We start from the raw sequence: 12,541 nt of genomic DNA, 5'->3' as shown, positions 1-12,541 counted from the left end.
GCCGGGGTCCGCATCGCGGACGGCGGACTCAGAAGCTGCAGACGTGGGCGCAGCTGCTCCAGCCACCACAGGTGCTGGCCTGCACCGCGGCGGTCACGTAGACCTCGTCCGACAGGTCGCCGGCCGGGTGGACCTGGTGGCCCTGGCCGAGGGTGAGCCGGAAGTCCTCGTCCTTGAGCGCGCGGACCTGCTCTGCCGTGGGCTGCATGGTGCCTCCTTCAGACATTCGGGTCTGGCACGGTCGTGCCGGGTCGGGATCCTGGCACCGCCCCACCCGCCGCACCAGGGGTGTGCCGCGCACCAGGCGCAATTTCGGCCATGGTCGAAATAGGGACGAGGCCTCCCCCGCCCATCCCGCTCCCGCAGGCCGCGCCCGTGCCCCGGCTCGCCCGTCGGACCTCCCGTCGCCCTACACCTGTCCGGAATCCAGACCACGACGGGGGCCCGAACCAGGACCCACGTTTGAACGGCCGGGCGCCGGGCAGTCCGTGCCGCCCGTCGCTCCTGTGGCCGGGCCGGGCACCGAAGGTCACGATGGAATCCGGCAACCCCCGCCCCCGGCCCGATCGGAGCGCGATGAGCGAGCAGCACAACGTCGTCCTGCTGACCTTCCCGGACGCCACCGCGTGGCGGGCGGCCTTCGACGAGGCACAGCACCTGCCGGGCCTACGGCAGCTGGCGGCCCTGGAGCGCAGCGCCGACGGCCTGTTGGAGATCCAGGACACCTTCACCCGGGGCGCGGGCGTGACCACCGTCAGCTCCGGCGTCCTCGGCGGCCTGGTGGGCCTGGTCGGCGGGCCGATCGGCGTCCTGCTCGGCTTCGCGGCGGGTGCGGCGCTCGGCAACGCCGCCGAGGAGGGCCGGGCGACGGAGGGCGGCGCCGGGCTGATCATGCTCTCGCCCCGCGTCCCGGACGGCGGCGCGCTGCTCGTCCTGGAGCTCCGGGAGTCCTCTCCCGACCGGGCCGACGACCTGGCCTCCCGGCACGGGGCCACGGTCGAGCGGATCGACGCGCAGGCCTTCGCCGAGCAGGTCCGGGCCGCCGAGCACAAGGCGGAGCAGGACACCGCGGCGCAGAACGCGGCGGAGCAGAACGCGGCGGAGCAGAACGCGGCGGAGCAGAACGCGGCAGAACAGGATCCGGCCGAGCGGGACACGGCGGAGGAGCCCAAGGCGGAGGGTCACCGGCCCGACAAGGGCGCCTGACCCGCCGCCCGTCCCTCACTCGGCCTCACTCGGCCCGCAGCGCCTCGACCGTCCGCGCCCGGGCCGCCCGGACGGCGGGCAGCAGCGCCCCGAGCACTGCGATCAGCACGCCGCCGAGCCCGAGCAGCGCCAGCACCGGCGTGCCGAACACGTCGAGGGCCGAGGCGGGGAAGCGGAGCCCGGCGCTGTGCCCCATGGCGGGCACCGTCAGCCGGTGCAGCAGCAGCCCGGCCGGGAGGCCGATCGCGCCGCCGAGCGCGCCGACCAGGACGACCGGGGCGAGCGCCCCGCCCACGGTCTGCGCCGGGGTCATGCCGAGCGCCTTGGCGACGCCCGTGTCCCGCTTCCGCTCCCGGATCTCCAGGACGACGGTGTTGAACACCCCGAGCCCGGCGACCACGACGAGCAGCGCGGTGAGCGTGGCGGTGAGGGAGTTCAGGGCGGCGATGGAGCCGCTGGAGCCGTGCGACCCGCCTGCCTCGGCCGTCATCCGCACCGGGGCGAGGGCGGCGCCGAGGGCGGTGGCGTAGGCGGCGCGGTCGGTGCCGGGCTTCAGCGCGACGGACCAGGAGTCCGGGTGCGGGGCGGCGCCGGGCGGGTAGCCGGCGGCGTCGGTGAACAGTTCGTTGGTCTGCATGTGCGGGTCGAAGACCTCGCCGACGATCCGGACGGTGACCGCCCTGCCGTGGGAGGTGAAGGTGACCTGGTCGCCGAGCGCCACCGAGGCCTCGGTGAGGAAGGTGGCCGGGGCGACGGCCTCGCCTGGGCCCCGGAACCAGCGCCCGGAGACCATCCGGTAGCCGGCCCCGGTCGCGTCGCCGTCGAACGCGGTCACCCTGGTGCTCCCCGCGACGCCGGGGACCGTCACGTCCTCGGTGCCGTCGCCGAAGTAGGCGGCCGTGCCCGGCTGGGCGTCCAGGGCGGCGGTGACGGCGGCCGGGTCGGCGGCGGCCGGCCTGGCGGGAGGTGTCGCCCCGGGCGGGCCGGCGGGCCGCTGCGGGTGCACGACGACGTCCGCGGTGTCATGGTCCTTCGCCGCCTGCACCCAGGTCATCGTCCCGCCCATGCCCACCGCGAAGACCGCGGCGGCCGTGCCGAACAGCACGGCCGCGAGCATCCCTGCGGCCCGGGCCGGGCGGGCGAAGGGCTGGGCGAGGCCGAGGCTCAGCGGCCGGGGCAGCGGCAGCCGGGCGGCCAGCTCGGCGGCGCGGGCCGCCGCCCGGTCCCGCCGGGTGCCGCCCGCCGTACGGCCGACGGCGAGCGCGTCCACCGTGCGCAGCCGTCCGGCGCGGGCGGCGGCGGCCCAGGCGACCAGGGCGACGGCCGCCAGGGTGCCGCCGGCCACCGCGACGTCCACCCAGGGGGCGATGCCGGAGGTGCTGGTGCCGTAGATCCGCCCGGTGGTGGCGAGCACCGGGAGGGTCAGCAGGTTGCCCGCGACCACCCCGAGCAGCGTGCCGACGGTGGCCGGGATCAGTGCCTGGGCGACGTACGCGCGGACCACCTGGGCGGGCGTGCAGCCGAGCGCCTTGAGCACGCCGATCCGCCGGGTGGCGGTGCCGACGGCTCCGGCCACCACGTTCCCCGCCACCAGGACCGACATCGCCATGCCGAGCAGGCCGAAGGCGACCATGAACGGCAGGAACATCGCGGTGTTGCGGTCGGAGCCCTGCTTGGCGGTGAGCCAGGACTGGGCGCCGGTCAGCGCACCGGCGGGTGCGGCGGCGGCGACGGCGGCCCGGTCGGCGGCGAGCGCCTCGGCGGTGGCCGCCTGCGTGAAGCGGTAGAGCATCTCGTAGCCGGGGGTGCTGCCGGGCGCGGTGAGCGCGGCGAGGCCGTCCGGCGTCACCCAGGCGTCGGCGGTGCGGCTGACGGACCGGCCGAAGCCGACGACGGTGAGGGTCGGCGCGCCCGGCAGGCCGGGCAGGCGCAGTGTGCCGCCGACCTCCCGGACGGGGCTGCCGTAGCTCGCGTCGAGCACCACCTCCCCCGGCTTCTTGGACCAACTTCCTTTCAGTAGCTCGATGTTGTCCACACCGCTGGCGGCGTCGACGCGGCCCGCGACGGTCATCGGCTCCATCCGCTCCCCGTCCGCGCCGGTCGCGCCATCCACGCCGGTCATGCCGGTCGCACCGCCCGCGCCGGTCGCGCCTGGGCCCGGTTCGGGATCGACGGTGACGGTGCGGAACGGCCCGGCGGCGGCCGTCACCCCGGGGGCGTGCGCGGTGTCGGCGAGTTGGGCGGCGGTGGCCCGGGCGCCGTCGAAGCGCGCGGTGAGGTGGGCGCCGTGCTGGCCGCCGAAGGCCTGGTCGAAGGGCTGCTGCGAGGCGACCAGCAGCGAGCCGCCGAGGACGGAGCAGGTGGTGGCCACCAGGGCGGCCAGCCCGATCGCGACGGACTGCGTGCGGCGCCGGCGGACACCCGCGCGCACCACCCTGCCCAGCGCGGTCATGCCGCCACCGCCGAGTCCGAGGCGATCCGGCCGTCCCGCATCCGGACCCTGCGGGTGGCGCAGTCCTCGGCGAGGGTCAGGTCGTGGGTGACGATCAGGATGGTCTGGCCGTCCTCGTGCAGCTCCCGGAACAGCTCCTTGACGTCCTCGCCGGAGGCCGAGTCCAGCGCGCCGGTCGGCTCGTCGGCCAGCAGCAGCGTCGGCCTGTTCATCAACGCCCTTGCCACCGCGACGCGTTGGCGCTCACCACCGGAGAGCCGGGCCGGGTGGGCGCGGGCGTGCCGGTCGATGCCGAGCGACTCCAGCAGCGCCGAGGCCCGGCGCCGGGCCTCGGCACGCGGGACGCCCGCGAGTTCGCCGGCGAGCACCACGTTGTCGGCCACGGTGAGGTCGTCCAGCAGGTTGAAGAACTGGAACACCATGCCGATCGTGCCGCGCCGGTAGCGGGCCGAGCCCGCCTCGCCCAGCCGGTCGACCCGGACCCCGGCCACGGTGACCGTCCCGGCGCTCGGCCGGTCCAGCCCGGCCACCAGGTTGAGCAGGGTGGACTTCCCGCTGCCGGACGGGCCGAGCACCGCCACCGACTCCCCCGCCCGCACGCTCAGCGTGACCTCGTCCAGCGCCGCCCGCGCGCCCTCGTAGTGGCGGCTCACACCGCTCAGTTCGATCACCGGATCGCTGCTCATTTCCCGCTCCTCGTACGTTCCCGCCTGGTGGACGACACGAAGGTACGGACGGGCGGCGCGCACCCGCGTCCGTCGCCCGGGGCAACTTCGCTACCCCGTCCGGGCGACCCGGCACGGCGTCATCCTTGCGAGGTAGTCGCCGGGTGTAGCGGCCACCGCCACCCGAGGGGCTGTCCCCGACGGCCCCCGGCCCCCACAATGTCCCGGTGATCAACCTCCCGACAGCGGCGCGGCTGCGCGCATCGGCCCGCCTGGCCGAACCCCCGGGCGCCGCGCCGCCGCCCCGGCCGACCCGGCGCGGCCAGGCCTTCGACCTGGCCCTGGCCCTGTTCCTCGCCTTCGCCTGCGCCCGCTACGCCACCACCGCGAGCAGGGGTCACGGCACCGGCTGGTACGGGCCGATGCTGCTGGTGCCGCTCGTGCCGCTGCCGCTGGTGCTGCGCCGCCGCCTCCCGCTGACGGTGCTGTGGGCGGTGCTGCCGGCCGCGCTGCTGGTGCGCCACCAGTCGGAGGACATCGCGTACGCGGCCGGCGTGGCCGTCATCGTCGCCGCCTACAGCGCCGCCGCGTACGGGCGCCGCCCTGCGGCGCTGCTGCCGAGCCTGCCGGCGGCCGCCGCGACGCTGGTGGTGCTCTTCGACGACGCCAAGCTGCCGCACTTCCCCAACGCGGTGATCGCGCTGCTGGTCCTGGTGCCGGTGTTCGCGGTCGCCTACGAACTGCGGATGTGGCGCCGCCGGGTGGACGAGGAGCGCGAACGGCTGTCCGCCCTGGAGCGCGGGCGGCTGGCCGCGCTGGAGCACGCGGCGGAGCACGCCGTGGAGCTCGAACGGGCGCGGATCGCCCGGGAGTTGCACGACGTGGTGACGCACAACGTGAGCATGATGACGATCCAGGCCGGGGCCGCCCGCAAGATCCTGGACACCGCCCCGGACAAGGCCCGCGAGGCGATGGCCGCGGTGGAGGCCGGCGGACGCGCCGCGATGACCGAACTGCGCCAGGTCATGGGCCTGTTGACGATCGACTCGGAGACCGGCGACGACCCGGCCGCGACCGCCGACCTCAGCCCGCAGCCGGGCCTGGGCCGACTGGACGCGCTGGTCGACGGCGTCCGGCGGGCCGGGCTGCCGGTCGAGCTGACCGTCACCGGGGAGCGCCGGGCCGTCCCGCCCGGGGTCGAACTCGCCGCCTACCGCGTGGTCCAGGAGGCGCTCACCAACACCGTCAAGCACGCGGGCGGCGCGGATGCCGCGGTGACCGTCGAGTACGCCCCCGGCCACCTGCGGGTGGAGGTCACCGACACCGGCGGCCGGACCACCGGCGCCGCCGCCACCGGCAACGGCCGCGGCCTGATCGGCCTGCGCGAACGCCTCGCCGTCTACGGCGGCACCCTGCACACCGGCCCCCGGCCGCGCGGCGGCTACCGCGTCAAGGCCCTGATCCCCCTGGAGAGTTCATGAGCGAGCAGGCGCTGCGCGTGGTGGTGGCCGACGACCAGGCCCTGGTCCGCACCGGGTTCCGGCTGATCCTCGAATCGGAGGGGATCGAGGTGGTCGCCGAGGCCGAGGGCGGCGAGCAGGCCGTCGCCGCCGTCCGCCGCACCCGCCCGGACGTCGTCCTGATGGACATCCGGATGCCCGGCCTGGACGGGCTGGAGGCCACCCGCCGGATCCTCGCCGACACCGGCCCGGCGGACCACCCGCCGCGGGTGATCATGCTGACCACCTTCGACCTCGACCAGTACGTCTACGCCGCGATGGCGGCCGGGGCGAGCGGCTTCCTGCTCAAGGACGTCACCCCGGAGCACCTGGCCGCCGCCGTCCGGCTGGTCCGCACCGGCGATGCGCTGCTGGCCCCGGCGATCACCCGCCGCCTGGTCGAACGCTTCGCCCGCCCGGACGCCCCCGCCGCCGCCCCGCACCGCGAACTGGCCGCGCTCACCCCGCGCGAGCGGGAGGTGATGGGCCTGCTCGCCCGCGGCCTCAGCAACGCCGAACTCGCCGCCCGGCTCCAGCTCTCCGAGGCGACCGTCAAGACGCACGTGGCCCGGATCCTCGGCAAGCTGAACCTGCGGGACCGGGCCCAGGCGGTGGTCGCCGCCTACGAGACCGGGCTGGTCAGCGTCGGCACTGCGGCGCAACCCCGGTAGCGGTCCGCCATCGGCCCGGAGGCGTGCACCTCCGGGCCGATGGCGGGCTGACGCCAACCCCCGTCGGCCGCCCGGGAACCCGGGACCGGACGATCGCGGGACCAGGCGGTCGCGGGCTCAGGCGAGCGCGGGGTCAGGCGACGTCGAACCGGTCCAGGTTCATCACCTTGACCCAGGCCGCGACGAAGTCCGCCACGAACTTCTCCTTCGCGTCGTCGCTCGCGTAGACCTCGGCGACGGCGCGCAGTTCGGAGTTGGAGCCGAAGACCAGGTCGGCCCGGGTGCCGGTCCACTTGAGCGCGCCGGTGGCCGCGTCCCTGCCCTCGAAGGTGTGCCCGTCCTCCGAGGTGGCCTTCCACTCCGTACCCAGGTCGAGCAGGTTGACGAAGAAGTCGTTCGTCAGGGCCTCGGGGGTCCCGGTGAGGACGCCGTGCGGGGACTGCTGGTAGTTGGCGCCCAGCACGCGCAGGCCGCCGACCAGGACGGTCAGTTCGGGCGCGCTCAGGGTCAGCAGGTTCGCCTTGTCGAGCAGCAGGTACTCGGCGGCCAGCCGGCTGCCCTTGCCCACGTAGTTGCGGAAGCCGTCCGAGGTCGGCTCCATCGCCGCGAAGGAGTCGACGTCGGTGAGCTCCTGCGTCGCGTCCGCCCGGCCGGGCGTGAACGGCACCACCACGTCGCGGCCGGCCGCCCGGGCGGCCTTCTCCACGCCGACGCCGCCGGCCAGCACCACCACGTCCGCCAGCGAGACCTGCTTGGCGCCGGACCGGGCGTTGAACTCCTGCTGCACGCCCTCCAGGGTGCGCAGCACCGAGGCGAGCCGGTCCGGCTCGTTGACCTCCCAGCCGATCTGCGGCTGGAGCCGGATCCGGCCGCCGTTGGCGCCGCCGCGCTTGTCGCTGCCGCGGAACGAGGAGGCCGCCGCCCACGCGGTGGACACCAGCTCGGACACCGACAGTCCGGAGGCGGCGATCCGCTCCCGCAGGACGGCGACGTCCGCGGCGTCGATCTGCTGGTAGTCGACCGCGGGCAGCGGGTCCTGCCACACCAGTTGCTCGCTCGGGACCTCCGCGCCGACGTAGCGGGCGAGCGGGCCCATGTCGCGGTGGGTCAGCTTGAACCAGGCGCGGGCGAAGGCGTCCGCGAGCTCCTCGGGGTGCTCCAGGAAGCGCCGGGAGATCGGCTCGTAGACCGGGTCCAGGCGCAGCGACAGGTCGGTGGTCAGCATCGTCGGGGCGTGCCGCTTGGACGGGTCGTGGGCGTCCGGGACGGTGTCCGCTCCGGCGCCGCCCTTCGGCTTCCACTGGAAGGCGCCGGCCGGGCTCTTGGCCAGCTCCCACTCGTAGCCGAACAGCGTCTCGAAGAAGCTGTTGTCCCAGGTCACCGGGGTGGCCGTCCAGGCGCCCTCCAGGCCGCTGGTGATCGCGTCCCCGCCCTTGCCGGTGCGGAAGGTGCTCTTCCAGCCGAGGCCCTGCTGCTCGATCGGGGCGTCCTCGGGGTCGGGGCCGACGTTGTCCGCCGGGCCCGCGCCGTGGGTCTTGCCGAAGGTGTGGCCGCCGGCGATCAGCGCGACGGTCTCCTCGTCGTTCATCGCCATCCGGTAGAAGGTCTCGCGGATGTCGCGGGCGGCGGCGAGCGGGTCCGGGGTGCCGTTGGGGCCCTCGGGGTTGACGTAGATCAGGCCCATCTGGACGGCTGCGAGCGGGCGCTCCAGCTGGCGGTCGCCGGTGTAGCGCTCGTCGCCGAGCCAGGTGGTCTCCGGGCCCCAGTAGACGTCCTCGTCCGGCTCCCACTCGTCCACGCGGCCGCCGCCGAAGCCGAAGGTCTCGAAGCCCATCGACTCCAGGGCGACGTTCCCGGCCAGGATCATCAGGTCGGCCCAGGAGAGGTTGCGGCCGTACTTCTTCTTCACCGGCCACAGCAGGCGGCGGGCCTTGTCCAGGCTGGCATTGTCGGGCCAGCTGTTCAGCGGGGCGAAGCGCTGCTGCCCGGCGCCGGCGCCGCCGCGGCCGTCGCTGATCCGGTAGGTGCCCGCGCTGTGCCACGCCATCCGGATGATGAAGGGGCCGTAGTGCCCGTAGTCGGCCGGCCACCACGCGTGCGAGGTGGTGAGGGCCGTCTCGATGTCCCGCTTCACGGTCGGAAGGTCGAGGGATCCGAACGCCGCGGCGTAGTCGAAGTCCGCGCCGAGCGGATTCGCCACGGCCGGATTCTTCGCGAGGATCTTCAGATTGAGCCGCTCCGGCCACCACTGGCGGTTTCCGCCGCCCTGGGTGGGGTGCGGCGCGCGCCCGTGGGCCACCGGGCAGCCCCCCGTGCCCTCCGCCTGCGGCTCGGGTTCGGTAACGATGGGATCGTGGTTCTCAGACATGGAAATCCTTCCCTACAAGGCGGATCACGGTGTCTTGACTGCTACTTCCTGCTACCCAGGCTATCGCCGGAGCCGATCCTACGATGGACACGATCCACGTCAAGAACGACACCAAAGGCATATCCGATCGGGAACCGGAACGAAGCCGAAATCACTTGGTAAAATCCTGACCTCCCATTGACCTGAATAGGTGAACCGATATGAGTGACCTGCTGGAGCGACTGCGCGGACGCGGCTGGCGCCTCACCTCCCAGCGGCGTGTCGTGGCGGAGGTCCTGGACGGCGAGCACGTTCACCTCACCGCCGACGAGGTCCACGCCCGAGCCGCCGAACGCCTGCCCGAGATCTCCCGGGCCACCGTCTACAACACCCTCGGCGAACTGGTCACCCTCGGCGAGGTCACCGAGGTCTCCACCGACGGCCGGGCCAAGCGCTACGACCCCAACGCCCACCACCCGCACCAGCACCTCGTCTGCACCCACTGCGGCACCATCCGCGACGTCCACCCCACCGACGACCCCCTCACCGCCCTCCCCGCCGACCAGCGCTTCGGCTTCACCGTCACCGACGCCGCCGTCACCTACCGCGGCCTCTGCCCGACCTGCGCGGGCTGACCACGGGCCAGGACTCGCAGTCCCGCCCGGACCGAGGACCGGGATTCCCTGCGAAGATCGGGGGATGGAACTGACGATGGTTGACGTCATACCGGGGAACGCCGCCATGGCGACCGATGTCGGGCCGCTGATACGGCAGTTGCGGTCGACCCTGACCGCCGAGGGGTTCGCCGCCTTCGCCGCCGAGGCGCACGCGCAGGGGCTGGTCTTCACCGCCGCGTACGACGGTCGCGGGCGGTGCGTCGGGGTGGCGACCCACCGGGTGCTGGCGACCAGCCGCGGCCGGCTGCTGTTCGTCGACGACCTGGTGACCGACCGCGCGGTGCGGTCGGCGGGGGTCGGCGGGCGGCTGATGGCGGAGCTGGAGGAGCGGGCCCGGCGGGCGGGGTGCGCCCGGATCGAGCTCGACTCGGGGGTGACCAACCACGGCGCGCACCGCTTTTATCACACGGTCCGGATGTCGATCGTCGCCATGCACTTCGCCCGCGAGATCCGGGGCGGTTCGTAACGGTTCGAGGGGACGGCCGGTTCGCGGCCCGCGGTGCCGGCCGGTTCGCGGCCGTTCGCCGCGGCACCGGGCCGGAGTTGACACGGAATCACGGAGTTGACGGACCCGCCGGCCTGCCCTTGACCCCCTCCGGGGCCGGGCTGGGACGATCCCCGGCATGGGCGAAACCATCAACGAGAAGCAGCCGATATTCTCCGCCGACGCCGACATTCGCATTTCCGCGACACCGATCGAGGTCTACGCGGTGATCAGCGACCTGCCGCGCAGCGGCGAATGGAGCCCGGAATGCCTGGGCGGTGAATGGACGGTCGGCGAGCCGGCCGCCGTCGGGTCCGTGTTCCGCGGCGACAACCTCCGCAGCGACGACATCGTCGCCTGGGCGCCGGTGGTCCGCGGCCGGTGGACGACCCAGTCCGAGGTGGTCACCGCGGAGCCGGGCCGGACCTTCCGGTGGGCGATACACAACTCGGACGGCCAGAAGCAGGAGAGCATCTGGGGCTTCGACATCGAAGCCGCCGAGGGCGGCGGCAGCCTGCTGACCCACCACTTCCGCATGGACTCGGCCACCCAGGGCATCAAGGGCATCACCGCGGAGATGGACGCGGCCGAGAAGCAGCGCTTCTTCGCGGAGTGGGGCGACAAGATCTCCGGCGATCTGGCCGCCTCCCTGCAGCGCATCAAGGCCGTCATCGAAGAGGCGTGACGCCGGGCGGTATCCGGCCTTTCCGCGATTCGCCCGGAATTCCCGGGCTCGTACCCGGGCACGCGGCCATTCGGACGCCCGGGCACGCCAATTCACCTCGGACGGTGTCCCTTTCACCGCGGGTGGTGTCCATTCCATTCACGTCAGGCGCCGACGGCGCACAGCCGCGGCCCGGGAGGCGTACAGGTGCTTCTTCAACGTATCGGAAACCGGGGAATTCAGCTCGGGATGCTCTTCGAACGCGCCGCGGCCAGACACGGCGCGAACGTCCTCATCCTCGACCACGACCTCGACGCGGCACCGGAGTTGGGCCGCAGGGCGACTGTCGCCGAGGTGGCGGACCTGGTGGACGACCTGGCGTCCCGGCTCTGGGCGGCGGGCGTGCGGCCGAGCCGGCGGGTGGTGGTGTACAAGGCCGACGGCTTCGACATCACGCTGCTCGCGTGCGCGGCGGCGCGGATCGGGGCGGTCCCGGTCCTGCTGTCGCCGGCTCTGGACGGCGCGACGGTCGCCGAGCTGGTCCGCCGCACCGACCGGCCGTTCCTGGTGACCGACCAGGAGAAGCTGGAGAACGTGCTGCCCGAGACGGTCTTCGACCTCGCCGACCGGGTGGTGCTGACCTCCGGCTCGTACCGTGACGCCGTCGAACTGCGGGCGCTGGCCGGGGTGGAGAGGGTCAAACCCGTCATCATGCCGGCCGACCACCCGACGCTGATCACCCACACCTCGGGCACCACCGGGACGCCCAAGCTGGCCGTGCACACCGGGTTCAGCCTGCAGTCCCGCTACCGCCCGCAGGCCTCCGTCATCGCCCCGCTGATCCCGGGCCGGGAGACCATCGCCATCCACGTCTCCTTCGTCCACTCGCGGCTGATCACCGCGCTGGCGATCTCGCTCTACCGCGGCTTCCCGCTGGTCGTGCTGCGCGAGTCGGACCCGAAGCACGTCGGCGACCTGTTCGCGCGGCTGAAGCCGGGCATCCTGGAGGCGCACCCCAACTCCTTCATGGAGTGGGAGGAGTTGGCGCAGGACCCGCGCGGCCCGCTGTCCAACGTCAAGCTGTTCAGCAGCACCTTCGACGCGATCCACCCGCGGACCGTGCACCGGTTGCTGCGCGCCACCCGGCGCCGCTCGCCGCTCTTCGGCCAGCTGTACGGGCAGAGCGAGGTCGGCCCGGCCATCGTCCGCGGCTTCACCCGGCGCCGCACCCTGGACGACGACGGCCGCTGCGTCGGCATGCCGTTCCCCGGGATGACCGACGTCCGGGTCGTCAGCCGGGACGGCAACCCGCCGTCCGAGCGGAACCCGGGCTTCATCGAGGTGCGCAGCGACGGGCGCATCGTCACCTATCTCGGCGAGCAGGACCGCTACGACGCCCAGGTGTCGGCGGACGGCTGGTGGCGGATGGGCGACGTCGGCTACCGCACCAAGTGGGGCTGCGTGCACCTGCTGGACCGCGAGGTCGACCTGATCGAGGGCTTCGGCAGCACCCTCGCGGCCGAGGACACCCTGTTCGGCCAGCTGCCCGGCCTCGCCGAGGTCATCATCATCCCCGGCCCGGACGGCAGGGCCGTGCCGGTGGTGTGCACCAAGGACGACGAACCACTGGACCTGGCGGCCTGGCGGCGCGCCGCGGCGTCGCTGCCGCCAATGGCCGAGCCGGTCCACCGGCGGCTGGAGGAGCTGCCGAGGACCGCCACCACCAAGATCAAGCGCCTGGAGCTCGCCCGCCTGCTGCTCGCCGAAGCCCCGCAGGGCACCCGGGTGGACGTGGAAGACGTGGAGGACGTGAAGCCGTGAGTGAGCGAACCGAGCTCGTCATCGAGAGGTGCGCGTGGGCGCATGCCCCTGCCGA

At 73.8% G+C, this 12,541-nt stretch carries 11 protein-coding genes; 7 read left to right on the top strand and 4 right to left on the bottom strand.

Going from position 1 to position 12,541, the window contains the following annotated elements:
• Positions 1 to 28 precede the first annotated feature (28 nt).
• On the bottom strand, positions 29 to 208 hold the full coding sequence (locus tag AB0R04_RS30860; RefSeq protein WP_063346527.1) for a hypothetical protein: 180 nt from the start codon (positions 206 to 208) through the stop codon (positions 29 to 31).
• A 368-nt stretch (positions 209 to 576) separates the two neighbouring features.
• On the opposite strand from AB0R04_RS30860, the gene AB0R04_RS30855 reads away from it, so the two are divergent.
• The gene (locus AB0R04_RS30855; RefSeq protein ID WP_363376923.1) at positions 577 to 1,206 is read left to right on the top strand and encodes a hypothetical protein; all 630 of its coding nucleotides are present in this window, start codon (positions 577 to 579) and stop codon (positions 1,204 to 1,206) included.
• Positions 1,207 to 1,231: 25 nt separating this feature from the next.
• Here the strand turns inward: AB0R04_RS30855 and AB0R04_RS30850 are convergent, their stop codons facing one another.
• Both AB0R04_RS30850 and AB0R04_RS30845 read right to left on the bottom strand, forming a co-directional pair.
• Positions 1,232 to 3,658, bottom strand: coding sequence for an FtsX-like permease family protein (locus tag AB0R04_RS30850; protein ID WP_363376919.1), 2,427 nt, complete (start codon positions 3,656 to 3,658; stop codon positions 1,232 to 1,234).
• Positions 3,655 to 4,344 (bottom strand): ABC transporter ATP-binding protein, encoded by a 690-nt coding sequence (locus tag AB0R04_RS30845; protein ID WP_363376917.1) that lies wholly within the window; start codon positions 4,342 to 4,344, stop codon positions 3,655 to 3,657. Before AB0R04_RS30845 ends, AB0R04_RS30850 begins: the two co-directional genes overlap by 4 nt.
• Positions 4,345 to 4,550: 206 nt before the next feature.
• On the opposite strand from AB0R04_RS30845, the gene AB0R04_RS30840 reads away from it, so the two are divergent.
• Positions 4,551 to 5,804 carry a histidine kinase gene (locus tag AB0R04_RS30840; RefSeq protein ID WP_363376915.1) on the top strand — a complete coding sequence of 418 codons (1,254 nt, stop codon included), beginning with the start codon at positions 4,551 to 4,553 and terminating at the stop codon, positions 5,802 to 5,804.
• Positions 5,801 to 6,493, top strand: coding sequence for a response regulator transcription factor (locus tag AB0R04_RS30835; RefSeq protein ID WP_363376913.1), 693 nt, complete (start codon positions 5,801 to 5,803; stop codon positions 6,491 to 6,493). Before AB0R04_RS30840 ends, AB0R04_RS30835 begins: the two co-directional genes overlap by 4 nt.
• A 133-nt stretch (positions 6,494 to 6,626) precedes the next feature.
• On the opposite strand, the gene katG is transcribed toward AB0R04_RS30835, so the two are convergent.
• A complete protein-coding gene (katG, locus tag AB0R04_RS30830) occupies positions 6,627 to 8,861 on the bottom strand; it encodes a catalase/peroxidase HPI (protein ID WP_363376911.1) in 2,235 nt (744 codons plus the stop codon).
• 200 nt (positions 8,862 to 9,061) lie between these two features.
• Between katG and AB0R04_RS30825 the strand changes: the two genes are divergently transcribed.
• The 4 genes from AB0R04_RS30825 (at position 9,062) to AB0R04_RS30810 (ending at position 12,486) form a co-directional block, all read left to right on the top strand.
• Complete coding sequence (locus AB0R04_RS30825) at positions 9,062 to 9,475, top strand: Fur family transcriptional regulator (RefSeq protein WP_363376909.1); 414 nt, start codon at positions 9,062 to 9,064, stop codon at positions 9,473 to 9,475.
• 106 nt (positions 9,476 to 9,581) lie between these two features.
• Positions 9,582 to 9,983 carry a GNAT family N-acetyltransferase gene (locus AB0R04_RS30820; protein WP_363376907.1) on the top strand — a complete coding sequence of 134 codons (402 nt, stop codon included), beginning with the start codon at positions 9,582 to 9,584 and terminating at the stop codon, positions 9,981 to 9,983.
• A 157-nt stretch (positions 9,984 to 10,140) separates the two neighbouring features.
• Positions 10,141 to 10,686 (top strand): SRPBCC family protein, encoded by a 546-nt coding sequence (locus AB0R04_RS30815; RefSeq protein ID WP_363376905.1) that lies wholly within the window; start codon positions 10,141 to 10,143, stop codon positions 10,684 to 10,686.
• A gap of 228 nt (positions 10,687 to 10,914) precedes the next feature.
• On the top strand, positions 10,915 to 12,486 hold the full coding sequence (locus AB0R04_RS30810; protein ID WP_363376903.1) for a class I adenylate-forming enzyme family protein: 1,572 nt from the start codon (positions 10,915 to 10,917) through the stop codon (positions 12,484 to 12,486).
• Positions 12,487 to 12,541 lie beyond the last annotated feature (55 nt).

This window comes from Kitasatospora sp. NPDC056731, assembly GCF_040687675.1.
Lineage (GTDB): Bacteria > Actinomycetota > Actinomycetes > Streptomycetales > Streptomycetaceae > Kitasatospora.
The sequence above is the reverse complement of the archived record's forward strand: the minus strand, read 5'-3'. Positions and strand labels throughout refer to the sequence as shown.

Coding starts and splice junctions, on each gene's coding strand:
- AB0R04_RS30860 (WP_063346527.1), bottom strand. CDS start 208: ATGCAGCCCACGGCAGAGCAGGTCCGCGCGCTCAAGGACGAGGACTTC.
- AB0R04_RS30855 (WP_363376923.1), top strand. CDS start 577: ATGAGCGAGCAGCACAACGTCGTCCTGCTGACCTTCCCGGACGCCACC.
- AB0R04_RS30850 (WP_363376919.1), bottom strand. CDS start 3,658: ATGACCGCGCTGGGCAGGGTGGTGCGCGCGGGTGTCCGCCGGCGCCGC.
- AB0R04_RS30845 (WP_363376917.1), bottom strand. CDS start 4,344: ATGAGCAGCGATCCGGTGATCGAACTGAGCGGTGTGAGCCGCCACTAC.
- AB0R04_RS30835 (WP_363376913.1), top strand. CDS start 5,801: ATGAGCGAGCAGGCGCTGCGCGTGGTGGTGGCCGACGACCAGGCCCTG.
- katG (WP_363376911.1), bottom strand. CDS start 8,861: ATGTCTGAGAACCACGATCCCATCGTTACCGAACCCGAGCCGCAGGCG.
- AB0R04_RS30825 (WP_363376909.1), top strand. CDS start 9,062: ATGAGTGACCTGCTGGAGCGACTGCGCGGACGCGGCTGGCGCCTCACC.
- AB0R04_RS30820 (WP_363376907.1), top strand. CDS start 9,582: ATGGCGACCGATGTCGGGCCGCTGATACGGCAGTTGCGGTCGACCCTG.
- AB0R04_RS30815 (WP_363376905.1), top strand. CDS start 10,141: ATGGGCGAAACCATCAACGAGAAGCAGCCGATATTCTCCGCCGACGCC.
- AB0R04_RS30810 (WP_363376903.1), top strand. CDS start 10,915: ATGCTCTTCGAACGCGCCGCGGCCAGACACGGCGCGAACGTCCTCATC.